Origin of the sequence: Kitasatospora sp. GAS204B (assembly GCF_029892155.1) — a bacterium.
GTDB lineage: Bacteria > Actinomycetota > Actinomycetes > Streptomycetales > Streptomycetaceae > Kitasatospora.
In genome coordinates this window covers 1-25,570 of the sequence record NZ_JARZAG010000009.1, presented here as the reverse complement: position 1 = coordinate 25,570, position 25,570 = coordinate 1, and the positions used below count along the sequence as shown (strand labels likewise).

Annotated in this window: 23 protein-coding genes and 1 pseudogene; 14 read left to right on the top strand and 10 right to left on the bottom strand. The window is 72.3% G+C overall.

The window, feature by feature from the left end; genetic code table 11:
- Positions 1-146: 146 nt before the first annotated feature.
- Genes P3T41_RS14455 through P3T41_RS14435 form a run of 5 tightly spaced genes read left to right on the top strand, consistent with a single transcriptional unit; the run spans position 147 to position 5,441 of the window.
- Positions 147-1,451, top strand: coding sequence for a DUF455 family protein (locus P3T41_RS14455; RefSeq protein WP_280690227.1), 1,305 nt, complete (start codon positions 147-149; stop codon positions 1,449-1,451).
- Positions 1,448-2,818 carry a hypothetical protein gene (locus tag P3T41_RS14450; RefSeq protein WP_280690226.1) on the top strand — a complete coding sequence of 457 codons (1,371 nt, stop codon included), beginning with the start codon at positions 1,448-1,450 and terminating at the stop codon, positions 2,816-2,818. Before P3T41_RS14455 ends, P3T41_RS14450 begins: the two co-directional genes overlap by 4 nt.
- On the top strand, positions 2,806-3,876 hold the full coding sequence (locus tag P3T41_RS14445; RefSeq protein WP_280690225.1) for an ABC transporter ATP-binding protein: 1,071 nt from the start codon (positions 2,806-2,808) through the stop codon (positions 3,874-3,876). Before P3T41_RS14450 ends, P3T41_RS14445 begins: the two co-directional genes overlap by 13 nt.
- A 13-nt stretch (positions 3,877-3,889) precedes the next feature.
- Positions 3,890-4,660 carry an ABC transporter permease gene (locus P3T41_RS14440; protein ID WP_280690224.1) on the top strand — a complete coding sequence of 257 codons (771 nt, stop codon included), beginning with the start codon at positions 3,890-3,892 and terminating at the stop codon, positions 4,658-4,660.
- A complete protein-coding gene (locus P3T41_RS14435) occupies positions 4,644-5,441 on the top strand; it encodes an ABC transporter permease (RefSeq protein ID WP_280690223.1) in 798 nt (265 codons plus the stop codon). Before P3T41_RS14440 ends, P3T41_RS14435 begins: the two co-directional genes overlap by 17 nt.
- Positions 5,442-5,698: 257 nt before the next feature.
- Here the strand turns inward: P3T41_RS14435 and P3T41_RS14430 are convergent, their stop codons facing one another.
- The 4 genes from P3T41_RS14430 to P3T41_RS14415 form a co-directional block, all read right to left on the bottom strand.
- A complete protein-coding gene (locus P3T41_RS14430; RefSeq protein WP_280690222.1) occupies positions 5,699-6,448 on the bottom strand; it encodes a TetR/AcrR family transcriptional regulator in 750 nt (249 codons plus the stop codon).
- A 110-nt stretch (positions 6,449-6,558) separates the two neighbouring features.
- Positions 6,559-8,085 carry an MFS transporter gene (locus P3T41_RS14425; RefSeq protein WP_280690221.1) on the bottom strand — a complete coding sequence of 509 codons (1,527 nt, stop codon included), beginning with the start codon at positions 8,083-8,085 and terminating at the stop codon, positions 6,559-6,561.
- Between the two features lie 97 nt (positions 8,086-8,182).
- The gene (locus P3T41_RS14420; protein WP_280690220.1) at positions 8,183-8,890 is read right to left on the bottom strand and encodes a DUF899 family protein; all 708 of its coding nucleotides are present in this window, start codon (positions 8,888-8,890) and stop codon (positions 8,183-8,185) included.
- 177 nt (positions 8,891-9,067) lie between these two features.
- On the bottom strand, positions 9,068-11,887 hold the full coding sequence (locus tag P3T41_RS14415) for a penicillin acylase family protein (protein WP_280690219.1): 2,820 nt from the start codon (positions 11,885-11,887) through the stop codon (positions 9,068-9,070).
- 296 nt (positions 11,888-12,183) lie between these two features.
- On the opposite strand from P3T41_RS14415, the gene P3T41_RS14410 reads away from it, so the two are divergent.
- From P3T41_RS14410 to P3T41_RS14390, 5 genes are all read left to right on the top strand, one after another.
- On the top strand, positions 12,184-13,425 hold the full coding sequence (locus P3T41_RS14410; RefSeq protein WP_280690218.1) for a glycosyltransferase family 1 protein: 1,242 nt from the start codon (positions 12,184-12,186) through the stop codon (positions 13,423-13,425).
- Entirely contained in the window at positions 13,422-14,585 is a 1,164-nt protein-coding gene (locus P3T41_RS14405; RefSeq protein WP_280690217.1) for a glycosyltransferase, read from the top strand. Before P3T41_RS14410 ends, P3T41_RS14405 begins: the two co-directional genes overlap by 4 nt.
- A complete protein-coding gene (locus tag P3T41_RS14400) occupies positions 14,582-15,463 on the top strand; it encodes an SGNH/GDSL hydrolase family protein (RefSeq protein WP_280690216.1) in 882 nt (293 codons plus the stop codon). Before P3T41_RS14405 ends, P3T41_RS14400 begins: the two co-directional genes overlap by 4 nt.
- Before the next feature lie 145 nt (positions 15,464-15,608).
- Complete coding sequence (locus tag P3T41_RS14395; protein WP_280690215.1) at positions 15,609-17,096, top strand: DUF2079 domain-containing protein; 1,488 nt, start codon at positions 15,609-15,611, stop codon at positions 17,094-17,096.
- 266 nt (positions 17,097-17,362) lie between these two features.
- The gene (locus tag P3T41_RS14390) at positions 17,363-19,357 is read left to right on the top strand and encodes an Ig domain-containing protein (RefSeq protein ID WP_280690214.1); all 1,995 of its coding nucleotides are present in this window, start codon (positions 17,363-17,365) and stop codon (positions 19,355-19,357) included.
- A gap of 69 nt (positions 19,358-19,426) precedes the next feature.
- Here P3T41_RS14390 and P3T41_RS14385 read toward each other — a convergent pair whose 3' ends face one another.
- From P3T41_RS14385 to P3T41_RS14375, 3 genes are read right to left on the bottom strand one after another with little or no spacing between them, the layout of a single operon-like run.
- Positions 19,427-19,912 carry a hypothetical protein gene (locus P3T41_RS14385; RefSeq protein WP_280690213.1) on the bottom strand — a complete coding sequence of 162 codons (486 nt, stop codon included), beginning with the start codon at positions 19,910-19,912 and terminating at the stop codon, positions 19,427-19,429.
- Positions 19,909-20,235 (bottom strand): ribbon-helix-helix protein, CopG family, encoded by a 327-nt coding sequence (locus P3T41_RS14380; RefSeq protein ID WP_280690212.1) that lies wholly within the window; start codon positions 20,233-20,235, stop codon positions 19,909-19,911. The genes P3T41_RS14385 and P3T41_RS14380 overlap by 4 nt, the downstream gene beginning before the upstream one ends.
- Positions 20,236-20,256: 21 nt before the next feature.
- The gene (locus P3T41_RS14375) at positions 20,257-20,736 is read right to left on the bottom strand and encodes a MarR family transcriptional regulator (RefSeq protein ID WP_280690211.1); all 480 of its coding nucleotides are present in this window, start codon (positions 20,734-20,736) and stop codon (positions 20,257-20,259) included.
- Positions 20,737-20,836: 100 nt separating this feature from the next.
- Here P3T41_RS14375 and P3T41_RS14370 point away from each other — a divergent pair, with 100 nt between their 5' ends.
- On the top strand, positions 20,837-21,682 hold the full coding sequence (locus P3T41_RS14370; protein WP_280690210.1) for an alpha/beta hydrolase: 846 nt from the start codon (positions 20,837-20,839) through the stop codon (positions 21,680-21,682).
- A 51-nt stretch (positions 21,683-21,733) separates the two neighbouring features.
- Positions 21,734-22,426, top strand: coding sequence for an SMI1/KNR4 family protein (locus tag P3T41_RS14365; RefSeq protein ID WP_280690209.1), 693 nt, complete (start codon positions 21,734-21,736; stop codon positions 22,424-22,426).
- Here the strand turns inward: P3T41_RS14365 and P3T41_RS14360 are convergent.
- The gene (locus P3T41_RS14360; RefSeq protein WP_280690208.1) at positions 22,402-23,538 is read right to left on the bottom strand and encodes a hypothetical protein; all 1,137 of its coding nucleotides are present in this window, start codon (positions 23,536-23,538) and stop codon (positions 22,402-22,404) included. The two genes, P3T41_RS14365 and P3T41_RS14360, sit on opposite strands and share 25 nt — an antisense overlap.
- A gap of 98 nt (positions 23,539-23,636) precedes the next feature.
- On the opposite strand from P3T41_RS14360, the gene P3T41_RS14355 reads away from it, so the two are divergent.
- Both P3T41_RS14355 and P3T41_RS14350 read left to right on the top strand, forming a co-directional pair.
- Positions 23,637-24,068, top strand: a complete 432-nt coding sequence (locus P3T41_RS14355) for an Rrf2 family transcriptional regulator (RefSeq protein ID WP_280690207.1) — start codon at positions 23,637-23,639, stop codon at positions 24,066-24,068.
- 97 nt (positions 24,069-24,165) lie between these two features.
- Positions 24,166-24,543, top strand: coding sequence for a nuclear transport factor 2 family protein (locus P3T41_RS14350; RefSeq protein ID WP_280690206.1), 378 nt, complete (start codon positions 24,166-24,168; stop codon positions 24,541-24,543).
- Positions 24,544-24,649: 106 nt separating this feature from the next.
- Here the strand turns inward: P3T41_RS14350 and P3T41_RS14345 are convergent, their stop codons facing one another.
- Positions 24,650-25,051: a VOC family protein gene (locus P3T41_RS14345; RefSeq protein WP_280690205.1), complete on the bottom strand. Its 402-nt coding sequence runs from the start codon at positions 25,049-25,051 to the stop codon at positions 24,650-24,652.
- Positions 25,048-25,476 (bottom strand): annotated as a pseudogene (locus P3T41_RS14340) (cupin domain-containing protein); the annotation flags it as partial. The gene P3T41_RS14345 and the pseudogene P3T41_RS14340, both read right to left, overlap by 4 nt.
- Between the last annotated feature and the right edge of the window lie 94 nt (positions 25,477-25,570).

Below are 25,570 nucleotides of genomic sequence, written 5' to 3'. Positions count from 1 at the left end.
GCGCATCCGTCGTTTCGGCTCGAAAATCCCTGGTGCACCGTTGTCGGATTCACGGGCCGTCGCGCGCCGCCTGCTCCCGCCCTCTGCCGGGAGCGGCCCCGACGGCAGCGGCCGAAGACCAGTGCACACGAGCGGCAAGGAATCCTGTGAACTCCGACGCCATACCTGTGACCCCCGCCATCGACTCCCTCGTCATCGGCGAACTCGCCGACTTCGAACTGCGGCTGTACCACGGCGCCCTGCTGGCCGGCCGGCTGCTGGCGGCCTTCGCGCCGCGCCTGGGGGACATCCCGCCCCGGGCCGCCTTGGTCAGTGCCGTCAACAGCCTGATCGGCCAGGCCGAGCTGCTGCACACGCGGATCGGTGAACTCCGGGTCCCGAAGGAGAAGTTGGGCCGTCCCTCGGTGGTGGCCGTCGAGCAGGCGGCCGTTCTGGCCCGGGCCGACGACCCGCAGCGGGCGCTGGCCTGGGGACAGGCGCTGCTCCAGGCGCTGGCCCACCTGCACGCCGCGGCCCGGGACAGCTGCACGGCCGAGACCACCTACCACGACCGGCGGTTGCACGAGCGCTGCCGGGTGCTGGCCCAGGACGGACTGGCCCGCTTCGCCGAACTCGACCTGCCGGCGGTCGACCTGGGCGACTACCTGAGCGCCCCGCACCAGGCCGGCGCCTCGGTCACCCCCACCGGCACCGTCGAACTCCCGCTGGTGGCCTGCCCGGCGCGCGCCTACCCGGCCTGGGCGCCCCGAGTGCCCGCGATCGGCGGCCAGATGCCCGACCCCGACCCGTCCAAGCTGGACGACGAAACGGTCGTCTACCTGCTGCGCAAGGGCGTCCAGATCGAGTTCATCGCCACCGACGTCCCGCTGCGCAGCATGGCGGACTTCGCCGACCTGCCGCTCGGCTTCTACACGGACATGAACCGGCACGCCCACGACGAGATGCGCCACACCCACCTGCTGTTCAGCGAGTTGACCGCGATGGGCGTGGACTACAAGCAGTTCCCCTACCGCGACCCGGACCTCTACGCGGCGATGGCGGGACAGCCGCTGGACCACCGCATGATCGTGCTGAGCCGCACCGGTGAGGACGCCGCCATCGAGGTGTTCGGCAACGCCGTGCCCAAGCTGCGCGCGGCCGGCTACGAGTCGGTCGCGATCATGTTCGACCACGTGCTCGCCGACGAACTCCGGCACGTCACCTATGCCAACCGCTGGCTCGGCCACCTGTACGGCGGCGACGACCTGGCGGTGGAAGAGGCCACCGAGCGCTGCCTGATCCGGCACAACGAGATCGTGGACGAGATCGGTCTGGGCGACTACGCCAAGCGGGAGCCGGACCACATGGCCTTCCGCGGCCGGGGCCGGCCCAACCTGGAGCTGCGCGCGATGGCCGGCTTCTCCGAGCGGGACCTGCAGCGCCTGAGTGCCGCCTCCGGCGGTGGCGAATGACCGCGACAACCGCGCAGGCCAAGCCGCACGCCAAGTCGGTCTTCCGCAACCACCTGCTGGGCCGGACCCTGGACAACGCCCGGACGGTGCCGTTCTACCGGGAGCACTGGAAGGGCGTGGACCTCGCCGCGGTCCGTACCGTCGCCGAGCTGCCGGTCCTGCCGACCATCACCAAGGCGGCCCTGCGCGAGAGTGATCTGCCCGCCCTGCGCGATGACCTGACGATCAGTCAGGTTGCTCACTCGACCGGCACGACAGGCCGGCCCTTCATCCGCTACCGCTCGGTCGAGGAACTCAAGGCGCTCTCCGAGTACTCGGACGCCGTGCGGGCGGCCACCGCGCAGAAGAGCGCTGTGCCGCAACGGCGTTCGATCATGTTCTCGGCCATGCCGATGGCGATCCACGGCAGCGTCGCCGCCACCACCATCACCGACCTGCGGCTGGCCATCGACGCGTTCTCGGACCGCGGCCTGGAGCGCGCGGTCACCACCCTCACCCGGGACGGCCTGCTGCCGGACCAGGACCGGTTCGAACGTCGGATCTGCGGCAACCCCGCCGCGCTGCTGCTGATCACCGACGCCCTGCTGGCCGCCGGGATCGACCCGGCGGAGCTCGGCGTCCAGCGCCTGGTGAGCCTGAGCGACGTGTTGCCGCCCGGGCAGCGTCGCACCCTCGTCCAGGCCTGGGGCGGGGCGGAGTTGCGCGACCGGTTCAGCCTCTCCGAGGTCATCGGCGGGTCCACCCGCTGCGCCTCCTGCGAGGCCTTCCACTTCGACCCCACCGTGGTGCCCGAGGTGCTGCGGCTGGACCGGGACGAGCCGGTGGCGGGCGGCATCGGCGAACTCGCACTCACCGAGCTGTTCCCGTTCTCGCAGATCCAGCCGATGATCCGGTACCGCACCGGCGACCTGGTCCAGCTGGTGGAGAGCGACTGCGAGCCGGGCGAGGTCTCGATCCGGCTGCTCGGGCGGATCCCGTTCACCCCGTTCGTCGAATCCGAAGGGCAGCTCGAGTCGGCCGGGCGGCGGCGTCCGGTCCTCTCGCCCTTCCTGCTGGCCGAGGCGCTGGAGCGGCTGCCGGAGGTGGCGCTGGGCGACCTGCGCCCGGCCTCCGCGCGCGGCCCGCTGCGCCAGGGCAAGCCACTGGCGCGCCTGGAGTGGACTCCCGAGGGGGCCGGCGGCCGGCTCGCGCTGCAGGTCGGTACCGCCTTCGATCCGCGCTTCTTCGCCGCCGAGGCCGCGGAGCTCGGCAAGCGGCTGAGCGCGCTGCTGGAGCAGTCGGTGCTGCCCGGGGTCGAGCGGGCCGAGCTGTCCTTCGCGGTCAGCACGCACCGGGCCCAGGAGGTCGTGCCGCAGTGGATCGAGTAGCCACCGTGACGGGCGCGCGGCCGCGGCCCGGCGACCACGCGGGGGGCACCGCCGGGACGCCGAGGTCGGCCCGCGCCGTCGAGGTGGTCGGGCTGCGCCGGGACTACCAGCGCGACGGTCGCACCGCCACCGCGCTGGACGCCGTGGACCTGCACGTCGACTACGGGGAGGTACTGGGGGTCCTCGGGGTCAACGGTGCCGGCAAGACCACGTTGATCAAGATCCTGGCCACCCTGCTGACCCCCACGGCGGGCCACGCGAGCGTGGCGGGCCTGGACGTGGTGCGCGACCGCAAGGCGGTCCGCCGGCAGGTCTCGCTGGTGCTCGGCGGCGACCGCGGCCTGTATCCGCGGCTCTCCGCCCGGGACAACCTCGCCTTCTTCGGCCTGCTGGCCGGCCTGCGGACCCGTGAACTGCGCTCGCGTTCCGAGGAGTTGCTCGGCCAGGTGGGCCTGCTGCAGGCGGCTGACCAGCGGGTGGAGACCTTCTCCAAGGGCATGCGCCAGCGGCTGCACATCGCGATCGGCCTGGTCTCCCGGCCCCGGGTGCTGCTGCTGGACGAGCCCACCCTGGGCCTGGACCCGGAGGAGGCCGAGCGGTTCCGGCGCAACGTCAGGGAGCTCTGCGGTGAGGGCATCGCGGTGATCCTGACCAGCCACTACCTGCTGGACATCGATCGGATGGCCGACCGGGTGGTGATGCTGAACGACGGCCGGATCAGCCACACGCTGACCATCGAGGAGTTCCGCGCCTCGGCGGACACCGTCGCCACCGTGGCGGTCCGCGGCAGCGGCGTGCGCCCCGAGTTCCGGCTTCCGGCCGCCCTGGCGGTCGACTGGTCGCAGCAGGAGTCGCGTCACGGGGCGCGGCAGGACTCGCGGCAGGACTCGCGTCAAGAGTCGCGGGATGAGGAGCGCTGGTCGGTGGAGATCACCCTGCCGGACTGGAACCCGGCGCACCTGGCGGCCATCGGCGGGGCGCTGGAGGGTGCCCGGGTGACGGACTTCCAGGTGCTGCCGGTGGCGCTGGACGACGTGTTCTCAAGGATGCTGCGATGAACGGGAGGCCGCTGTGAGCGCCGCCGTGACGATGCTGGGCGCGGCCCGCTTCCACATCAAGGACGTCCGGGCCAATCCCGCCGTGATCGTGCTCGGCATCGTGCAGCCCACGGTCTTCCTCTCGCTGCTGCTCGCGGCCGGACCCGGCTCGACGCCTGGCGGGGTGCCGGCGCTGACCGTGGGCACCGCACTGATCTCGCTCTGGTCCAGCCTGGTCTGGTCCTCCGGGATGCTGCTGCACCGGGAGATCCGGATGGGCACCATGAGCCAACTGCTGGTCCGCCCGGCCGACCTGCGGGTGGTGGTGGCCGGCAAGGCGGTGGGCACCGCGGTGATCGCGCTGGTCGCGGTCGGCCTGGTCTGCGCCGTGGTGCCGGCGGCCTTCGGCAGCCCGGTCGAGGTCGCTCGCCCCGGCCTGCTGGTGCTGGTGGTGCTGCTGGCGGTGGTCAACGCCGGAGCCTTCGGGCTGCTGCTCGCGGCGCTGTTCCTGGTGGTGCGCTCCGCGGCCCGGCTGGCCGAGGCGCTGATGTACCCGGTCTTCATCGTCGGCGGCGCCCTGGTGCCGCTGGGCGCGCTGCCGCCCTGGGCCCGCTGGCCGTCCGCGCTGCTCAGCCTGCGCTGGCTGCGCGAGGTGGCGCTGAGCGCGGTGGACGGCAGTGCGGTGCGCCCGGTCGCGCTCGGCGCGATCGCGGTGTCGACCGTCGGGTACCTCGTCGCGGGGAGCCTGATCTTCGGCCGCCTCACCGAGCGGGCCAGGAAGAGTGGCAATGTTGACCTCAATTGAGCTGGCCGACCGCTGGTCGCCCTACCGGGTCGCCGCGAAGATGTCGGTGCGGAGCTATCGGGCCCATGTGTCGAACGGGGTGATCGGCTGGAGCATCCTGCCCCGGGCACTGCTCCAGGCGATATTCCTGGTACTGCTCGGTGGTATGCAGGACGGGGCCGCCGGACGAGTTTACGCCGGCCTCGGCGGTATTGCCTTCGCGTTGATTCCGGCACTGGTCACCAAATTGCCGGACGTGGCTGCCGAAGAGAAATACATGGGCACCCTGGGCAGATTGCGAATGGGTCGACTGGGCCTTTTTCGACTGTTCCTGGCGCGCTCCCTGCCCTATCTGGTCGAGGCCTTCGGCAGCTGGCTGGTCGCGTTTCTCGTGGTGCCGCCGCTGATCGGTGACGCAGCGCTGCTGACCCGCTTTCCACAGGCGCTGGCCGGCGCGGTCGTGGTGGCGCTGGCAGGGCTGTCGGTCGGCCTCCTGGTCACCGCCTTCAGTCTGGGCAAACGGGCCGACCTGCTGGCCGGCAACCTGGCCTCGTACGCCTTTCTGCTGCTCGGCGGCGTGCTGCCGACCGTGGCCGCGCCCGGCTGGCTGCGGGTCGTGGCGGACCTGGTGCCCTACGGCGCCGCCGTGTCCTGCTTCCGGCATGCCGTGGCGGGCCGGGCCGATCTGCCGGCGGCCGGCCACGCCATCCTCCTGTCCGGGTGCTGGCTGATTGCCGCCGCACTCGTTCTGCAGTACCAGGAGCGCCGTTTCCGGCGCACTGGTCACGACGATTTCGTATAGCCGACCGAGGTTTGCGAAATCCCCTGATCGAAGGCTTGACGGAGAAATCCAGAACCGGCTAGCCTTCTTGTCAAGCGAAGAGCACGGAAAGGAAAGGAGGGGAATAACATGGACATCCAGAACCTGGTGGTCGAGCTCGTCAAGGAGAGCGACATCGTCGTCGAGGTCGCCGAGACGATGTGATTTCAGTGAATACTGAAGCGCGGCAGTTCCGATTTATCGGAACTGCCGCGCTTTTCTCTTTTCGGGCGGCCGGCTCAGCCGGCCGCGGCCGCCGCGATGGTCGCCTCGATGCCGGCCAGCGCGAGGTCCAGGCTCTGGGCGAAGCGCAGGTCCCGGACGGCGGCCTGGCCGGCCCGTGGCTGGTTGGCCATCAGGTCCGCGTTCTCCACGAAGCCCGGGGTGGCCTGTTCGATGACGCCGTAGAGCTCCCGGTAGAACTCGTCCTCGCTCAGGCCGGAGGCGCGGACCCGGGCCAGCCAGAGCGACTCGATCACCGCGTGGCCGTAGACGAACTCGAAGAGCAGGCCGAGCGCCGCGCCGAACTGCTCGGCGGGCAGACCGCTGTGGGTCATGGCACCGACAGCGCTGTTCGAGAAGAGCAGCGAGTTGGGGCCGAGCGGCAGGAACTGACCGGCCAACTGGGGTGCCCAGGGGTGGTGTTGGTAGCAGGAACGGTACTGGTGGGCCAGCGTGCGCAGGTGCCGGCGCCAGTCGCCGTGGTCCTCCAGGGTGGTGGCGCCCAGCGGGGCGAATGCCTCATCCAGGGCCAGTTCGAGGAGGTCGTCCTTGGTGTCGACGTACCAGTAGAGCGACATCGCGGTGACCTCGAGCTCGGCCGCGAGCCTGCGCATGGAGAAGGCCGCGACGCCGTCCGCGTCCAGCAGCTCCACCGTCGCGCGCACGATCCGCTCCCGGCTCAGGCCGCTGGGGGCACTGCCGCGGCGGCTGCGCTTGGGCGGCTTCACCCAGATGCTGACCGCGGGGTCGCGGGGTTTCTCGGCCATGCTCGGTCCTTGCGCTGTGCGGACGATCGCTGCACGGCCACCGGGAGCGGCCGTGCAGCGATCGTACGGTCAGTGGCGCTCAGTGGAGCTCAAGTGGCGCTCAGGGGCGCTCAGCGGGCGGACTCGGCCGGTTCGGCCTGCCGCGTCTCGGCTGCGGCCGGCGGCTGGGCAGCGGCTCGGCTGAGCAGCCACGCGGCCAGGAAGCCGCCGAGCAGGACGGCCGTGGAGCCGATCAGCTGACTGTTGGTCAGGCTGTTCGCGAAGGCCGAGTGGACCTGATCGGCCTGCTGAGGGCCGGCGGCGGCGAGTGCCTCCGGCAGCGAACGGCCCGCGGCGTGCGGCAGCCCGGCCGGCAGCGAGCCGGCGAAGCCGGCGGTGAGCACCGCGCCGAGCACCGCGACGCCGAGCGAGGTGCCGAGTTCACTGAGGGTGCCCAGCAGTCCGGAGCCGACGCCGGCCTTCTCCGGCGGGATCGAGCTCATCATCGAGCCGGCCATCGCGGGTTGGGCCACGGCCACGCCGGCGCCCATCAGCACCAGGCCGAGCAGGATGCCGGGGTAGGAGCCGTGCCGGCCGAGCAGCGCGATCGAGGCCAGGCCGGCGGCGAGCATGGTCAGCCCGCAGGCGATCGCGGTGGGCGGCTTGAGGCCGAGCTTCATGGTCAGCCGCATGCCGAAGCCGGTCAGGTTGAGCAGCACCACGGTCAGTGCCATCGGCGCGGTGCGCAGGCCGGCCGCCAGCGGACCGTAGCCGAGCACGAACTGCAGGTGCTCGGTGAGCAGGAAGAGCGAGCCGCCCAGGCCGAAGCTGACCAGCACCCCGCCGGAGATCGCGCCGCGGAACCGGGCGTTGCGGAAGAAGCCCATGTCGAGCAGCGGGTGTTCGATCCGGCGCTCCCAGAGGGTGAAGAGCAGCAGGAAGAGCAGGCCGAGGCCGCCGGAGATCAGGGTGCTGCCCGCTGTCCAGCCGTTGCCGGGCCCCTGGATCACCGCGTACACCAGGCCGACCAGCCCGGCCGTGGAGAGCACCGCGCCGAGCAGGTCGGGACTCTCGCCCCGCGGGTCCTTGGACTCGGGCACCAGGCGGGCCACGGCGGCCAGACCGAGCGCGGCGACCGGCAGGTTGACCAGGAAGACCGAGCCCCACCAGAACCGGCTCAGCAGCAGGCCGCCGATCACCGGCCCGAGTGCGAAGCCGAGCGACGCGATGGCGCTCCAGACCGCGATCGCCTTGGGCTGCTCGTCGGGCTCGAAGGTGCGCACCACGATGGCCAGGCTGGTGGCCAGCAGCAGGCTGCCGCCGACGCCCATGCCGGCCCGGGCCGCGATCAACTGCCCGGGGCTGCCGGCCAGCATGGCGCCGAGCGAGCCGATGCCGAACAGTGCGAGGCCGATCAGCTGGACCCGTTTGCGCCCGTACCGGTCGGCCAGTCCACCGGCGGCGATCAGCAGGCCGGCCTGGGCCAGCGAGTAGGCGCCGATCACCCACTGGGTCTGCGCGGTGGTGGCGCCCAACTCCCTGGTGAGCGAAGGGATGGCGACGTTGAGGATGGTGTTGTCGAGTACTACGACGAGTTGGGCCAGGCAGATCACGGCGAGGATCACCCACCGGTCGGGCCGGCGGTCGGTCTGGGACAAGGCTCCGGTCCACTCTCTTCTACGACGTATAAGACTCGTACACCGTAGAGGAGAGCCGACGGGGAGCGCCAGAGGTTTTCCGGGGGGCAGGCGAGTCTCAGTAGTCCAGCCCCGGGTACCAGTCGCCGCGCCCGCCCGGCGTCAGGTCCAGCAGGTGCCAGACCGGCGACAGCAGGTCGATGCCGCGCTCGTCGACCTCCTGCGCCAGGGCCGGGCGGGCCGAGTACTGGTGGCGCAGCGTGCCGTCGGCGTCCCGGGTGAGGATCGACACCGTCGAAACCTGGTTGCCCTGCCCGTCCTCGCTGCCCAGGTCGTACTTGAAGGTGTTGGCCCCGCAGCTGAGCAGCCGCAGCCGCTCCCAGCCGCGCCGCCGCGCGTGCGCCCGCAGCGGCTGCGGATCGGCGGCGGCCACCACCACGAAGTCGGCGTTGCGGGTCAGGTGGTGGGCGATGCCGTTGAACCCGTCGAGCCACATGGTGCACATCGGGCACGGGCTCTGCTGCCGCTTGCCGTACATGAACTGGTAGACCACCAGCGGCCGTCCGGGCGCGGTGAACAGCTCGCCGAGCTGGACCGGACGGACCGGGTCGTCGCCCTGGTCCAGCCAGGCCGGCCCCTCCAGGAAGGTGTAGTCCCCGATCACCGGGCCCGGCGGCAGGTCCCGCCGCTGCCGCGCCACCCGCTCCTGACGGTTCATCAACTCGAGCTCGGCAAGCCGCAGTTCCTCGCGCGCCTGGGCGTACTCGGGTGACTCGTCGGCCAGCCGGGTGCCGTACGGGCCGAAGGGGGCGGGGGAGGAGGTCATGGCGGCGGTCCCTTGGGGGCTCGGCGGGAGAGAGGGGTCACGGCCAGCCTCGGGCCGGTGCCGGGCCCCGGCAAGCCACCCGCCGCCGCGCGGGTGAGGGGGTGCCGGACGCCACCGAAGGGGGCGCCGCACGCGGCACCCCCTTCGGTCCTTCGGCCCCTTCGGCTCCGAGTCGGCTCAGCGGTGCGAGGGGAACTCCACCACCTGCTGGTAGGTCGGCCGGTTCTGCCAGCTGATCTTGTTGTCGGTCACCCCGCCCAGCGGCCGCTGGATGATGGTGTCGGCACACCACTGGTCACCCGCCGCGCAGTCGCCGTCCCCGGGGTAGACCTGGCTCGCGGACTCGGCCGCCGCCTCCTGGAGGGTGTTCAGCAGCACCGTCCGACAGGCCGTCAGACCGCCGCCGGCACCGCAGAACTGCTGGGCCAGCGGACCGGCGACCGGTTCGCCGAGCACCGAGCGCAGGTCCTTGTCCAGGTAGCTCCACCAGCCGAACTGGAACGACGAACCCTTGTGCGGGATCGACTCGTTGGCGTCCACCGGACCGCCGCTGGCGGCGCCGGTCTGGCCGCCCGAGGGGGACTCGTTGATCTGCAGCGCCCCGGTCAGCGCGGTGAACAGCTGGTCGCCGAGCCCGGGGTGCATCACCCCGTCCGCGACCAGCGGCCACCAGGCGTCCAGCACCTGGATCGCGGCCGCGTTCGCGTAGGCCTGGCTGCCCGGCGAGCTCTCCACCCGCTTCGATCCCGCTGCCTGCCAACTCTGCAACTCGCTGACCACCGAGGCGAGTTGCGGGTCGGTCACCGGCGCGCTGTTGATCACCTTGAGCAGCTCGGGCAGCACGTCCTCACCACGCAGGTCGGTCACCGCCGCGTCCGCCATCGCCTGGGTGAGCGAGGCGCGGGTCACCCCGCCCTTGGCGACCAGCGCCTTGACCCGGGAGTCCAGCAGGTTGGCCCGGTGCACCGACCCGTCGCCGAAGCCCGCCGAGCCGTAGTCCTGGGCCTGCTTGTTGTTCCAGGAGATGTAGTAGTCCTGGTCCACCCCCTGCGGGTGCTGGGCCGGCGGGGTGTACTGCGCGGTGTTGTCGGTCGGGTCGAACCCCTGCCACTCGTAGGCGGGTTGGGCCAGCACCGGCAGCCCGGGGTCGACGCCGGGCGCGCGCACCGGGTTGTCCCCCGAGTTGTAGTAGGCGATGTGCTGGGAGTCGGCGTAGAACCAGTTGAAGGTGTAGTTGATGTTCTGCGTCGCCTGCTGGAAGCTCGCCGGATCGTGCACCGAGCCGGGGTCGTTGAGCATCTGGAAGCCGATGATCGAGTCGACCTCGTGGTCGTAGCTGGAGCGCAGCGAGGTGAACGCCACCGGCTTGCCGCCGACCGTGCCGCGCGAGGTCACCAGCCCGTAGTCGGATCGGTACATCACCAGCGAGTAGGAGCCGGTGGGGGTGGAGTCGGCGGTGGTCGGCGACCAGGCGTCGGTCTGCACCAGCTTGTCGAAGGGCGTGCAGACGCCGTGGTAGAGGTAGGACTGGGCGGCCAGGGTGACCGGCGAGCCGTCGGCGGTGCACAGCGGCACCGCGTAGGTGTCGGTGATGTCCTGCCCGGCCGAGGTCGCGCTCCACGCGTAGTCCTGGCCGCGCCCCAGCTCCACGTAGAAGCTCAGCCCCGCGAAGGCCGCGCCGCGGGCGCTGATCCCCGGGCCCTGCAACTCCTCCAGCATCAGCAGCTGCGGCGCGAAGTAGCCGGTCTGCGGGCCCATCACGGCCACCGGGTTCCCGCTCGCGGTGTACTTGCCGGAGACCAGCAGGGCGTTCGACATGCCGTGCTTGGCGGTCAGCAGGTTGCCGGGCAGCACGCCGGCCGCCTTGGTGGTGCTGGAAGTCGCCGAGCCGGTCGCGTTGTAGATCAGCTGCTCGGGCACCACCGAGCCGGCGTCCGGCAGCGCCACGCCCTGCGGGTCGCTCGGCGGCAGCGCGTACGGGAAGGACTGCCCGTCGTGCAGCGTGGTGACCGCTTCCGGGTCGTTCGCCTCGCGCAGCGACTGCCAGACCTGGTCGCCGAGCGCCGTGCCGTAGCGCGCGTCGGCGGCCTCCTTGACCAGCGCGGACTGGACCTGGCCGCCGCCGCCCGAACCGAACAGCGCGCCGATCACCGAGGCCAGCGCGACCAGGTCGGTCAGCTGGAAGGGCTGGATCGAGCCGGCGTTGGTGATCGCGTTGACGTGCCCGGTCAGGTCGTACTCGCCGGGAAAGGTCCGGTTGTTGTAGGCCTGCGTGATGTAGGCGTTGATGCCGTCCACGTACGCCTGTGCGTCGGCCAGCGCCTGCTGGCCGCGCGGGCCGTCGGCGGCCACGTTGCTGATCTGCTGCTGCAGCTCGTCCTCGGTGTACGGCGCGGCCTGCCAGAAGCTCTGCTCCAGCTGCCGGTTGGCCGCCGCGCCGCCGGCGAAGCCGGACAGCTCGCCGCGCCCGACGTGCCGGAACAGGTCCATCACCCAGAGCCGGTCCTGGGCGGCCGCGTAGCCGGCGCCGAACTCGGTGCCGGACCGGGTGGTGCCGGTGACGTGCGGGATGCCGGTGTTGTCGCGCACGATCGTGACGTCCGAGCGCGGGCTGCTGGTGCTGGCCACCTGGTTGGCCGGCACGCCGAACGAGGCGTCGTTGAAGAAGTTGCCCAACTGGGCGTTGGTCAGGTTCGGGTAGCCGGAGGCGAGCGCGGAGTAGGGGCCGAGCTGGCTGTCGGTGTTCGCCGGGCGGGTGCCGAAGACCTTGTTGGCCAGGATGTCGGCGAGGGTGGCGTTGCCGTTCTCGCCGGGCGGCAGGATGTCGTTGCACTGGCCGCCGCAGTAGTCGGGGGCGGCGGCGGGCAGGGCCTTCACGGCGGAGGCGGTGGCGGCGCCGGGGGCGGCGGCGAGCAGGGCGCCGGCCAGTAGGGCGGCGATCGCGGCGGCCGGGAATCTGAGCCGCCGGCGGGGCGGGCGTAAGGCGCGGCTGGGCAAGGGTCGGCTCCTCACGGTGGGGGTGGGGAGTTGACGGTAAGTGGGTTACTGGTCGGTTGACTAGTCGCTGTGCGCGGAAATGTCATGATTGTTTGACATGGCATCGCTGAACCTGAGCCTTGGCCGAGCGGGCTCGGATTGGCGGGCGCTCAGGTCCTGCCCGGCAAGATCGGCCGGACAGGACCGAGTCCGAAATGCCCGTCCCGTGGCAGGCAGCGGCAAAGAGCTGGCCGCAGTTCGCCTGTTCGACAGATCCCTTTGGCCCAGCGCACGTCCAGCCCGGCAACAACGATGGCATGCGAGTCGCGATCGTCACCGAGTCCTTCCCGCCCGAAGTCAACGGCGTCGCCCACAGTGTGCTCCGCACCGCCGAGCACCTGGTCCGGCGTGGCCACCAACCACTGGTCATCACCCCGGCGCCGGCCCGCGGTGCGAGCACCCCGGCGCACTCCTTCGGCCCGGACGCCGTGCAGCTGCCCGTCGTCCGGATCCCCTCCGTCCCGTTGCCCGGCTACCCGCAGGTCCGGGTCGCGCTGCCCAGCTCCCGGCTGGCCGGCGCGCTGGCCGCGCACCGGCCCGACCTGGTCCACCTGGCCAGTCCGTTCATCCTCGGCGCCCGCGCGATGACCGAGGCCCGGCGCCTGGGTCTGCCCGCGATCGCCGTCTACCAGACCGACCTGGCCGGCTACGCCCAGGCCTACCGGGTCGGCGGCGGCCTCGGCGCGGCCACCGCCTGGCACCGGATCCGCTCCGTGCACCGGGCCGCCGCCCGCACCCTGGCCCCCTCCACCCCGGCCGCCCAGGACCTCACCGCGCACGGCGTGCCGCGGGTGCACCTGTGGCCGCGCGGCGTCGACTCGCTGCGCTTCCACCCGCGCCACCGCGACCAGGCGCTGCACCGCGCGCTGGCCCCCGGCGGCGAGGTGCTGGTCGGCTACGTCGGCCGGCTGGCTCCCGAGAAGCGGGTCGACCTGCTGGCCGGCGTCTGCGCGCTGCCGGGCGTGCGGCTGGTGATCATCGGGGACGGGCCGAGCGCCGCCGCGCTGAAGGAGGCGCTGCCCGGCGCGATCTTCCTCGGCCGCCGCACCGGCGAGGAACTCGCCCGCTGCTACGCCACCTTGGACCTGTTCGTGCACACCGGTCCGCTGGAGACGTTCTGCCAGACCATCCAGGAGGCGATGGCCAGCGGCGTCCCGGTGGTCGGCCCGGCGGCCGGTGGCCCGCTCGACCTGGTCGGCCACCGCCGCACCGGGCTGCTGGTCGCCCCGCGCGATCCGCGCGCCGTCACCGAGGCGGTCGCCGAACTGGCGGCCGACCCCGAGCGGCGGGCCGCGTACGGGCGGGCGGGGCGGTCGGACGTCACCGCGCGCACCTGGGAGGCGGTGGGGGACCTGCTGCTGCGGCACTACGCCGAGGTGCTGGCGGAGCACCGGGGGGAGGTGCTGGAGGTGGCCTCGGGAACGGCGCCGGCCCCGGCAGCCGCTCCCACCCCCTTGGCAGTCCCCGCTCCGGCACCGGTCGAGGAGCAGCCCGCATGAGCCAGGGCCTGCGCATCGTCCGGATCGCCAACTTCGTCACCCCGGTCTCCGGCGGCCTGCGCACCGCCCTGCGCCACCTCGGCGCGGGCTACCTGGCCGCCGGCCACCAGCCGGTGCTGGTGGTGCCCGGTCCGGACCACCGCGACGAGCAGAGCGACCAGGGCCGGGTGGTGACCCTGCCCGGCCCGGTGCTGCCCGGCAGCGGCGGCTACCGGCTGCTCACCGACCGCCGCGCGGTGGCCCGGCTGCTGACCGAGCTGGCCCCCGACCGGCTGGAGGTCTCCGACCGCACCACCCTGCGCTGGACCGGCGACTGGGCCCGCCGTCGGGGCATCCCGGCGGCGCTGGTCTCGCACGAGAACGTCACCGGGCTGCTGCGCACCAGGGGCCTGCCCGACCCCGCCGCCCGGGCGCTCGCGGACCGGCTCAACTCCCGGACCGCGCGGGCCTACGACACCGTCGTCTGCACCACCGCCTGGGCGGCCGGCGAGTTCGCCCGGCTGGGCGTGCGCAACCTGGTCCGGGCGCCGCTCGGGGTCGACCTGGCGGGGCTGCACCCCGGGCGGTACGACGCCGAGTTGCGCGCGCGGTACGCGGGTCAGGGGCGGGCGATGCTGGTGCTCTGCTCGCGCCTCTCGCCGGAGAAGCGCCCGGGCCGGGCCCTGGACGCGCTCGCCGAACTGCGGCGCGCCGGAACGGACGCGGTGCTGGTGGTGGCCGGCACCGGGCCGCTGCACGCCCGGCTCGCCGAGCGGGCCGACCGCGAGCGGCTGCCGGTGCGGTTCCTCGGCCACCTCGCCGACCGGGCCGAGTTGAGTGCCCTGCTCGCCTCGGCGGACGTGGCGCTGGCCCCCGGCCCGATCGAGACCTTCGGCCTGGCCGCCCTGGAGGCACTCGCCTGCGGCACCCCGGTCGCGGTCAGCCGCTCCTCCGCGCTGCCCGACATCGTCGGGCCCGCGGGCCGGCCCGCGGTCGACAGCGGGAGCGGATTCGCCACTGCGGTACGGGAGTTGCTGGATCTTCCGGAGCGCGAGCGGCGCGCCACGGCCCGGGACAGGGCCGAGCGGTACGGCTGGCCGGCCGCGGTGGCGGCCTTCCTGGCCGTGCACCAGGGCGCCTGCGGCGTCCAGGCCGCGGCCGCCGCCGGGAGCGCGAGATGACCGCCCCCACCCGACCCGCCCCCACCGCCCCCACCGCCTGGCTCGACACGGTTCGCTTCGTGGCCCTCGGCGACTCGCTCACCGAGGGCGTCGGCAGCCCGGTCGGGGACGGCTGGCGCGGCTGGTCCGCACTGCTCGCTCCTGCCCTCGCCGCCGATCCGTCCCAGGTCAGGCACCGCAACCTGGCGGTCAGCGGCGCCCAGGCCGCTGATCTGACGACCAGTCAACTCCCGGCCGCGCTGAGCCTGCGGCCGCACCTGGCGGCCGTCGTGATCGGCGGCAACGACACCCTGCGCGCCGGTTTCGACATCGGCCGCACCGCCGCCGCGCTGGACGCCACGCTGGGGGCCCTGGCGGGCCAGGGCGCCGTGCTGCTCACCGCCTGCCTGCCCGACGCGGGGGTGCTGCTCGGCCTGCCGGGACCGCTGGCCCGCCCGCTGGCCCGCCGGATGGCGGCCGTCAACGCCGTCGTCCACGAGCTCTCGCAGCGCCACCAGGCGGTCCACCTGCACCTGGCCACCATGCCCTGGCTGGCCGACCGCGCACTGCTCAGCGCCGACCGGCTGCACCCGAGTCCGGCCGGCCACCTGCTGATCGCCCGCCGGTTCCACCACCTGCTCGCCGAGGCCGGGCATCCGCTCGGCCCGCCGCCCGCCGCCGTCGCGGCACCCCCGCCGCCGGGCCGCGGCGCCGACCTCTGGTGGCTCGCCACCCGCGGCACCGCCTGGCTGGCCCGCCGCAGCGTCGACCTGCTCCCCGGGCTGCTCGGGCTGGCCGTCACCGAGACCGTCCACCGCCTGCGCGGCAGCGCCGCCGTGCTGGACGCCCGCTCGCTGGCGGCCACCGAGGCGGCCCTGGCCGCGCTGCCACCGCCGTGACCGGGCCGCCCGCAGGGGCGATGCCGGCCGGGTGATAGCGTCGATGACTCTTGTCCTGACCGGCCCGCAGCCGTCGGTATCGCCGGCCCCGAACCGGGCAGACCTGAGGGAGACCGTTCCTGTGCTGGGTGCGCGGACGCCGAGTGTGCAGACGTCGAGTGTGCGGGTGCCGGAGGCACGAACGTCGCACGGGCAGGTGCTGGAGGCGCCGACCGTCGCAGCCGTCCGGCCCCAGCGCCGGCCCGCCGATTGCGCGCCGCCGGCCCGCCCCGGCCCCCGTGCGCTGCCGTACGGCCTGGCCGCGCTCTTCTTCCTGCTGTACGCCATCGTCGCCGTCCGCCGCCACCAGCGAGTCCTGTCCGGCGGCTACGACCTGGGCATCTTCGAGCAGGCGATCCGCAACTACGCCCACTTCCACGCGCCGGTCGCCGACCTCAAGGGCCCTGGCTACAACGTGCTGGGCGACCACTTCCACCCGATCCTCGCGGTGCTCGCCCCGCTCTACCGCCTCTTCCCGACCCCGCTGACCCTGCTGCTGGCGCAAGCCGCACTGCTCGCCCTGACCGTCGTCCCGATCACCCGCTGGGGCCAGCGGACCCGGGGCCTGTGGGTGGGACTGGCGGCCGGGATCGGGACCGGCTGCGCCTGGGGGATCGTCCGGGTCGACGCGTTCGACTTCCACGAGGTCTGCTTCGCCGTCCCGTTGACGGCCTTCGCCGTCGAGGCGGCGGGCCGCGAGCGCTGGCGTGCCGCCGCCTGCTGGGCGCTGCCGCTGCTGCTGGTGAAGGAGGACCTCGGGCTGACCGTCGCGATGCTCGGCCTCTACATCGCCTGGCGCGGCCCGCGCCGGCTGGGCGTCACGCTGGTGGTGGTCGGCGTGCTCGGCACGCTGGTCGAGATGTTCGTGCTGATCCCGGCGGCCAGTCCGACCGGCGTCTTCGACTACCTCCAACAGCTCGAACCCGGCGCCGCCCCGGCGTCGGTGCCCGGCGGCCAGTGGTGGCCGCCGACCCGGCTGGACACCTTGCTGCTGTTGCTCGCACCGACCGCCTTCCTGGCCCTGCGCTCGCCACTGGCCGCGCTCGCGCTGCCCACCCTCGGCTGGCGCTTCCTCTCGCACAACACGGCCTACTGGGGCACCGCTTACCACTACAACGGCGTGCTGGTGCCGATCCTGTTCGGCGCGATGGTGGACACGCTGGCCCGCGACCGGGTGCGCTACTCGGGACGGCGGCTGCGGGTGGTGCTGGCGGCGGGCCTGGCGGTGACGGCGGCGACGCTGCCCGCCTTCCCGCTGGCCGAGGTGGTCGAGCCGGCCACCTGGCGCACCACCGCGCACCAGCGGGCCGCGCTGACGGTGGCGGCCGAGATCCCGAACGGCGTGACGGTGGCGGCCACCAACCACCTGGCCGCGCAGCTGACGCACCGTGCGACGGTGAGCATGGCCTGCCCGTACCACCGGGCGCCGCGCCCGGTTGCCTGGCTCGTGGTCGACACCCGGGACACCACCGCCGACACCACCAACTGCCCGGCCGGCCTCGCCCACGTGGTCGCGGATGCCGAGCGGTCGGGTTACGCGGTGGTCGACGCCCGCGACGGCATCACCCTGCTGAGGGACACCGCCACCGGCTGACGGTCGTTCAGAACCGGTCCAAATCGGCACGATCGTCACATTTCCGCGCAGTCGACTGCGTACTCGCGTTGACTCTTGTGCGGTCCCGATCAGTGAAATATCGTATTGCACATTGCATCCCCCACCAGTGCGGACCTGTCCGCGGTTCGTCCCCCACGCCTTCGAACCGCGCCCCATCAGGCCGTACCGGCGCCTCAGCGGCTCCACCCTTGCTCGCGGCCCCGCGGGCGGGGCGCCCCCACATCACCGGAAACGGATGTTGATCCGTGATCAGAAACAGACCCGGCCTGTTCGAACGCAGCCGCCGGACCGCCTTGGTCGCACTCTCCGCCGCGCTGCTCGGCGCCGGGCTCGCCAGTCCGCTCGCCGCCATCGCCTCCCCGGGCACGGCCAAGCCCACCGCCGCGGTGCAGGTCAAGCCCGGCACCCCGAAGACCGCCGCCACCACCCCCGCGGGTCCGCACCGGGCGAAGGCCGGCCGCGTCGCCACGGCCGGCCCCCTCGCGCAGGCCGGCAGCAAGGCCGGCGGCAAGGTCACCCCGCAACTGGCCGACGGCGCCGACCCGGGCACCGGCGGCAACGGTGACGGCTCGGTCGCCAACGAGTACGACGCGCCGGTCACCTACAAGGGCGGCCAGGACTCGGTCGGCGTGCAGATCGGCCCGCCGAAGGTCTACCTGGTGGTGTGGGGATCCCAGTGGGGCACCCCGTCCACCAACTCCACCGGCGACACCGTGCTGTCCGGCGACCCGGACGGCGCCGTCCCGTACCAGCAGGACTTCTTCAAGGGCCTGGGCAGCGCCGGTGACGGCTGGAGCGCCGTGCTGACCCAGTACTGCGAGGGCATCGCCTCGGGCAGCATGCAGTGCCCGGCCGGCGCCGCGCACATCCCGTTCCCGCAGCAGGGCAGCGTGCTGGCCGGCGTCTGGGTGGACAACGGCGCCGCCGCCCCGCAGGCGGCCACCGAACCGCAGCTCGGCGCCGAAGCGCTCGCCGCGGCCCAGCACTTCGGCAACACCACCGAGGCGCAGAACCGCAACGTGCAGTACGTCATCGACTCGCCGCAGGGCACCGACCCGGACAAGTGGCACGAGCTCGGCTACTGCGCCTGGCACGACTTCCAGCGCTCCTCGCTGGGCCAGATCGCCTACAGCAACATGCCCTACCTGCCGGACGTCGCCGGCTGCGGCGCCAACTGGTTCGGTGAGAACACCGCGCGCGGCAAGCTGGACGGCTACGGCATCATCGGCGGCCACGAGTACGCCGAGACGGTCACCGACCCGAACACCCCGGGCGGTTGGACCGACTCCACCGGCCAGGAGATCGGCGACAAGTGCGCCTGGATCCCCTACGGCTCCAACGGCGGACTCTTCTTCGAGAACCTCGCCACCGGCTCCTTCCCGCTGCAGACCCTCTGGTCCAACACGGACCACCTCTGCTCGGCCTCCGACCCGATCTACACCAACCCGCCCGTGGTGCTGAGCACCATGTGCGACCGGGTGGACAACCCCGGCCCGGTCTCGATCCCGGCGGTCGCGGTCGACAACACCGGTTCGACGGTCAGCTACAGCGCGACCGGCCTGCCGGGCGGCCTGAGCATCAACGCCTCCACCGGCGTCATCTCCGGCACCGCCGCTGCCACCAACGGCTACCAGCGGATCACCGTCAACGCCGGTGACGGCAACGGCAAGACGGCCAGCACCGGATTCTGGGAGGACGTCACCGCCTCCGGCTCGCCCGGCTGCGGCGGCATCGAGCAGCTGATCGACCCCGGCTTCGAGAACGGTTCGGCCGATGTCGACCACACCGTGATGACCGACGCGTGGAGCCCGTCGGGCTACAACGTCATCACCCCGTCCAGCCTGCACGCGGCCCACTCGGGCCAGTGGTACGCCTGGCTCGGCCAGGACACCACCAGCGACGACTCGATCGCGGCCTCGCTGAACACCTACCCCGGCTACAAGTTGGCCAACTTCTCCTTCTGGCTGAACATCTCCACCACCAACACCTCCACCAGCTCGCCCGACACCCTGACGCTCAACGTGATCGACCAGTACACCGGCCAGTCGCTCGGCACGGTGAAGACCTGGACCAGCCAGAACGCCACCAACGGCTACCAGCAACAGTCGGTCGACCTGAGCCCGTTCATCAGCCAGGTCGGCTGGGGCACCACGATCGGCCTGCAACTCGTCTCGCACGAGACCGGCAGCACCCCGGGCACCGCGTTCCTGATCGACGACGCCTCGGCCCACGAGAACTGATCAACCGTCATCCCGCAAGCAGCCGGGCCCGGAGCAACCGCTCCGGGCCCGGCTGCCGTGCGGACCGGCTCAGACCTGCACCACGTGCACGTCCTGCGCGTCCAGCGCGTTGAGACAGGCGGTCAGGTCCGTCGGATCGCTGGTGAAGACCACGGCGCTGCCATGCTGGGCCGCCGTCAGCGCCACCAGGGCGTCCACCGCGTCCGGGCGCTTCTTCGGAGGCAGCGCGGCGGTGCCGAGCGCACTGCCGATGCGTTGCCACTCCGTGAGGTCCGGACCGGTCGCACACCTGATGCACACCGTCTGGCCCGCGCTGGTGGGCCGCATGGCCGGCGCGGAACTGCGCGCTTGCGGCACCGTGCAGTCCTTCATGACCCCGGCCAGCGCGTGCACGGTCGCCGGGTCGGGGCGCCAGACCTGGGCGAGCACCGGGCCGAGCAGCACCGCGCGGTGCGGGGTGTCCTTGAGGGCGGTGTGCAGGCGCACCGCCTTCGCTTTCCGATCGGCGAGTGCGATCAGCATGCCGGTGTCGTACACCGGCACCCGGGTGGTCACGCGGCACTGCCCGGGCGAGCGGCCGCACTGTCCGGGCCGTAGACGAGCTCCATCGCTTCTCGCACCTCGCGCCGTTCCGCCTCGGTGAGGTCGTCGTCGGCGACGTCGGCCAGCGGCGGTAGGTCGGCCGCCGCCGCCTCGGCCGCGACGATGGCGGCATCGATCTGGGCGAACTGCGCCTCGGCCGCCTCCGCCTCGGCCATCTGCTGCGTCGCGGCATTGGCGAGATAGGCGGAGACATCCATGCCGGCGCGCTCCGCGTGGGCTCGGATCCGCTCGGCCTGGTCGCTGTCCAGGCTGATGCTGATTCTCGTCTTCGGCATGCCGCCAGTGTATGACGCGTATTACGCGGGGCCAAGCGCCTCGTTCCCCGCTCGCCGCTGCTCCGCCACCACCTTCAGCACGCCCCCCAGGAACCGCTGCACCACCGCGAGTTCCGCTTCGTCGAACTCGTTCAGCTCGCCCACCAGCGCACCGATCAGCGGGCCGAAGAAGTCCCACCCCATGGCCGTCGCCTGCTCCGTCACCTCCAGCAGCACCCGCCGCCGGTCGACCGAGTCCCGCGCCCGTCGGACCAGGCCGAGCCGCTCCAGCCGGTCCACCAGGGCGGTGGTCCCGGCGGAGTTGAGCCCCAGCTGCCGCCCCAGCCACCCGGGCGTCGCCGCAGTGCCCGCCCGGGCCGCGTCCAGCAGGCAGATCAGGGCCCGCAGGTCCGTCGGGTGCAGCCGGTTGCGCGTCGCGAAACCACCGGCCAGCAGGTCGAGTTCGACGGTCACCGCGCGCAGTTGATGCACCACCCGCAGGGCCGGTTCGATCTCCTCCACGCCGCACCTCGCCTCTCCGCGCCGGACTCGTGATAGGCATAGTATCTCTCGCTCAGCGAGATACTTGCCCAGCGACTCATCCCACCCGCGGAGGCTCTCGATGGCACAGACACCGTTCCTCGCCGCCTACGACGCACTTCTCGCCCGCTGGCCCGTCCCCAGCCAGACCCGCCTCCTCACCTCCCGCTTCGGCAGCACCCACATCACCGCCTGCGGCCCCGCCGACGCCCCGCCCCTGCTCCTGCTGCACGGTGGCGGCACCACCGCCGCCGTCTGGTTCGCCAACGCCGCCGCCCTCAGCCGCACGCACCGCATCTACGCCGTCGACCGGATCGGCGAGGCCGGCCGCAGCCTGCGCGGCGACCACCCGCCGCGCACCCCGGCCGAGTTGTTCGGCTGGCTCGACACCGTCCTCGACGGCCTCGGCCTCACCGCCCCCGCCGCCGTCCTCGGCCACTCCTACGGTGCCTGGCTCGCCCTCGGTTACGCGCTGCGCGCACCCGAGCGGGTGAGCAGGCTCGTCCTCCTCGATCCGACCCAGTGCTTCGCCGGCTACCGGCCCGGCTACCTGCTGCACGCCCTGCCCATGCTGCTGCGTCCCACCGCCGCCCGCGCCCGCGCGTTCCTCGCCTGGGAGACGGCCGGCGCCCCGATCGACCCGGCCTTCCTCGACCTCTACGGCCTCGCCGCCGAACTCCCCGACAGCCGGCCGGTCGTCGGCAAGCGCCCGACCGCCGCGCAACTGCGCGGGTTCACCACCCCCACCCTGGTCCTGCTCGCCGCCGACAGCCGCCCGCACGACCCGCGCCGGGTCGACACCGCGGCGCGCCGCCTGCTCCCCGGAGTCGAGACGGCGATCATCCCCGGCGTCTCGCACCACGGTCTGCCGTTCCAGCGGGCCGAGCAGGTCAACACCGCGGCGCTGGCCTTCCTCGACCGGGTGTGAGGTCCCCGGGTTTCCGCTCCGGCCGTCCGGCCGGCGCCGTACCGTACTGCCATGACCGAGGACCTCGATCCCTATGCCGCCCTCGACGCCGCCCGCGGGCACCGCTCTGCGGTCTGGCGCTTCATCACCGACTTCGCCGCCTACTGGGACTGCCCGCTGACCGCGGGCGACGGCTACCGCGGCGCCGAGTTGGACGCCGCCGAACAGCGCCTGGGCCTGCGGCTGCCGGCCGCCCTGCGCGAGGCGTACGAACTCTTCGGTCGACGTGACGACCTGACGCGCAGTCACAACCGGCTGCTCAAGCCCGACGAGCTGTTCGTCCGGCACGACGCCCTGGTCTACCGCGAGGAGAACCAGGGCTGCGCGCTCTGGGGCATCCTGCTCGCCGACCTCGACCAGGACGACCCGGCCGCCGTCGTGCGCCCCGACCTGGTCGACAAGTCGCAGGAGCGCTGGCGCCCGTGGGAGTCGCGCGTCTCGCTGGCCTGCGTCGAGCTCGTCATGTTCGAGATGGTTCTGGATGGCGAGGGGCTCACCGACCACCTGATCAGACCCGAACCGGAGCTGGACCTCACCCACAACTACCGTCAACTGCTCATGACGGGCAAGGAGATCCGCTGGTTCGTCACGCCGGACGTGCTGATCGCGGAGGTCGAGGGTGCCTGGCTGTCCGTCCGGGCCCGCACGCAGCGGGCGCTGGACGACATCCGCGACGAGCTCTACGGCGACTGGCTCAAGGGCTGAGATCCGTAAGAGGTTCCGGCCGCCGGCCTGCTGCCGGCGAGCGCCGCAGGTGCGACCGCGTCCCTCCAGCGTCGGTTGGTCTCCTGGGCGATGGTCACCAGGTCGGTGTACGGCTCGTCCCACGGGTCTTTGAGTCCGAAGCCGCGGTGCGGGTTCTCCAGCCAGCTGCACCAGTGCCAGCCGAGGCACCACGGGCGGGCTGCGAACGTGTCGGCGATCATTCGGTAGCCCTGGCCGCGCTCGGCCTGGTCGCGCGCGGACCCGGAGCGGGCAGGGCTCATGGCCGTCGGGCACCAGTTGCCCGTGTCGGCGAGGAGGATCGGCAGCCCCGTGCGTTCGTGCCACGCGTCGAACCTGTCGGCGACGGAGTCGATCGCCGCCTGGTCGACGGCCGGGAAGCTCTGCAGGCTCAGCACGTCCACGTGGGCGGCGGCCGCGTCGAGCACCGGTTCCGGGATCCCGGCCCGCGTCCCGTAGCGGTCGCCGAGGATCAGGTGGTTCGGGTCGTGACGGCGGATGGCCTCCGCCGACACCCGGTAGTAGGCCTCCGCGATCTCCCCGAGCTCGCCGGGCGGGTAGCCGGCACCGGCCGGGTGCCGCGCCCACGCCGGCGCGTCGACGAGGAAGTAGCCGATCAGGTTCGGATCCTGCGGCCGGCACCGGGTCCGGGCCAGGTGGTCGCACCACTGCGCGAACGCCTCGGAGCGGGGGTCGCGGTAGGCCGGGTGACCGTTCCAGTGCTCGATCTCGGCGACGCGCAGCGACAGGGTGTAGGGCAGGCCGGTGTCGGCCGCCTCTTCGTCGGGCAGGCCCTCCGAGTGGCCGAGGTCGATCGCGTCGTGGGTGGCCGACAGTCCGCTGCCGCTGACGTACTCGGAGCTCCACCCGAGTGTGTTGAACCCCCAGGCCGACAGTTCCGGCACCAGGCCCTCGGCCAGCCAACGCCGGCGTGAGGATCCGTAGCGCTCGGCGAACAGGCCGATGTTGTGCGGGTAGCGCAGGTTCGTGTCGTCGGCGTGGACGACGCCGATGGACAGGAACGGATCTCCGTCAGGCGTCCTGAACCGCCATCGGACCGAAGCGTCCAGGGTGAAGTACCCGTGCGCGACCATGCCCAGCCCTCTCCCGATCGCCGTCATCGTCGTTACGTCTGGCTTTGACCGTTCCAATCGTAACAGTTACTGTTACATTCAGAGGGAGGTGGGGACCAATGAGCGCCAACAGCAGGATGACCATCGCCGCGCATGCCCTGACCTGGATTGGGCTGTACCAGCGTTACGGCAACGAGGTCGCCACCTCGGAGCAGATCGCCACGAGCGTGAACACGAACCCCGTGGTCATCCGCCGGCTGCTCGCGCAGTTGCAGAAGGCCGGGCTGTGCCAGTCCCGGCGGGGCGCGGGCGCAGGCTGGATGCTCAGTCGGGACCTGGCTTCCATCACCCTGCTCGACGTCTACGACGTCGTCGGCCCCAGTCCGCTGTTCGGCATGCACCCCGCGACCCCGGACCCGCAGTGTGTGGTGGGGTCCGGGATCCAGCCGGCGATGCGCGCGGTCTACGACGGGGTCGAGGGCGCCGTGCGCAACGAACTGGCCAAGGTGACCCTGGAGACCGTGCTGTGCGATGTGCTCGCCGCCCGCTAGCCCTTCGGTTACCTCATCCTGAAAGCCGTACCGTCCGAGAGGCCGAACCCGTTCGGCGAAGAAAGGGCAGAACATGAGTGAGAACACGCGCAGCGTGGTGGACGAGCTCCTCAAGCGCGTCGGAGCAGGCGACATCGCCGGGGTTGTTGAGCTGTTCGCGCGCGACGCCGTCTGGGAGATCCCCGGTGACCCGGCCATCGTCCCCTGGGTGGGGCGTCGCTCGGTCGAGAACATCCCGGAGTTCTTCGAGACGATCGGTGCGCACACCGACCGCGAACTGTTCGACGTCGAGCGCGTTGTCGTCGACGGCCCGAACGCGGTCCTCATCGGACGGGCGCGGGTCGTCGTCCGGTCGACGGGCAAGGTGATCGACACGCCCTTCGCCATCGACATCGTCGTCGATCACGAGGGCCGCATCAGCCGCTACTACATGTTCGAGGACTCCTGGCAGGTCGCCCAGGGCGTGATCCGCTAGCGAGTACGGAGAGAGGGCCCGACCCTGGTCGACCGTCAATCTGCGCCCGAGCCCGGCTGGTTCACCCAACCGCGCCCGTGACCCGGCCTGTCAACGGCGGCGAACTTCAGGTGTTCCAGGAACGCGAGCAGAGCACCAGGCGGTAGCCGTCAGGATCGACAACGGTGACGCCGTACTGGTCCCAGTAGGGGTTGTGCGCCGCGGTGCGGGTTCCGCCTGCGGCGACGAGGCGGTCGACGAGGGCGTCGTCGACCGAGGCACCGAGGTAGAGGACGAAGAGGTCGTCCGCTGTGGGCGTGGGCTCCAGCGGCCGCTCGGGGTCGTGGGTGAGCTCGAAGTGCCAGGAGCCGCCCGGGAGTCCGAGCATCACCAGGTCATGCTTGCCGGAGACACGCTCGGTTGTGCGCCACAGAACGTCGAGACCGAGGCCCTCGACGTAGAAGCGCTCGGCCGCCGCAAGGTTCCGGGACGGGCGGGCGACCCTGATACGGGTGTCCGGGGTGATCACGCCGAGGCCTCCAGCGTTGCGCGCCAGACCGGGCTGTCGACGTAGTGATTGTCGAAGCGCTCCGAAGTCTCGGTGAGCCGGCTCGGGGGCTCCTCACCGCGGGTGACCTGTCCCAGCAGACGCAAGTAGTCGAAGCGGTCCATGCCTGGCGTGAAGACGCAGAGAACGTCGGCGCCCGAGCCCGGGGCGGCGCGGAAGGCGTGCGGGGTGCCCGGCGGCACGGCGAGGAAGTCGCCCTGGTGCAGGATGGTCACCTCCGCGTCGAGCAGCACCTGGAGCGAGCCGCTCAGTACGAAGAACAATTCCCAGGCACGCGTGTGGAAGTGGGCAGGCGCGCCGGTGGCACCCTCGACGAACGTCGAGCGGTAGCTTGTGAACGCGCCCGCGGTCTGGGCCGAATCAGCGAGGAGTGTCATCACAGCACTGAGCAGTTTTCATCCTGAAGTCGCTGGTCGCGGGGCTGGTGTGGGTCGGGGCTGGGGTGCTCGTGCGGGTCGGAGGCGTGATCGTCGGTAGGTG

Bases quoted from the DNA above. Each gene is read 5' to 3' on its own strand.
- P3T41_RS14380 (WP_280690212.1), bottom strand. From the start codon at position 20,235: ATGCCGAAGACGAGAATCAGCATCAGCCTGGACAGCGACCAGGCCGAG.
- P3T41_RS14400 (WP_280690216.1), top strand. From the start codon at position 14,582: ATGACCGCCCCCACCCGACCCGCCCCCACCGCCCCCACCGCCTGGCTC.
- P3T41_RS14370 (WP_280690210.1), top strand. From the start codon at position 20,837: ATGGCACAGACACCGTTCCTCGCCGCCTACGACGCACTTCTCGCCCGC.
- P3T41_RS14430 (WP_280690222.1), bottom strand. From the start codon at position 6,448: ATGGCCGAGAAACCCCGCGACCCCGCGGTCAGCATCTGGGTGAAGCCG.
- P3T41_RS14435 (WP_280690223.1), top strand. From the start codon at position 4,644: ATGTTGACCTCAATTGAGCTGGCCGACCGCTGGTCGCCCTACCGGGTC.
- P3T41_RS14360 (WP_280690208.1), bottom strand. From the start codon at position 23,538: ATGGTCGCGCACGGGTACTTCACCCTGGACGCTTCGGTCCGATGGCGG.
- P3T41_RS14355 (WP_280690207.1), top strand. From the start codon at position 23,637: ATGAGCGCCAACAGCAGGATGACCATCGCCGCGCATGCCCTGACCTGG.
- P3T41_RS14405 (WP_280690217.1), top strand. From the start codon at position 13,422: ATGAGCCAGGGCCTGCGCATCGTCCGGATCGCCAACTTCGTCACCCCG.
- P3T41_RS14410 (WP_280690218.1), top strand. From the start codon at position 12,184: ATGCGAGTCGCGATCGTCACCGAGTCCTTCCCGCCCGAAGTCAACGGC.
- P3T41_RS14365 (WP_280690209.1), top strand. From the start codon at position 21,734: ATGACCGAGGACCTCGATCCCTATGCCGCCCTCGACGCCGCCCGCGGG.
- P3T41_RS14450 (WP_280690226.1), top strand. From the start codon at position 1,448: ATGACCGCGACAACCGCGCAGGCCAAGCCGCACGCCAAGTCGGTCTTC.
- P3T41_RS14420 (WP_280690220.1), bottom strand. From the start codon at position 8,890: ATGACCTCCTCCCCCGCCCCCTTCGGCCCGTACGGCACCCGGCTGGCC.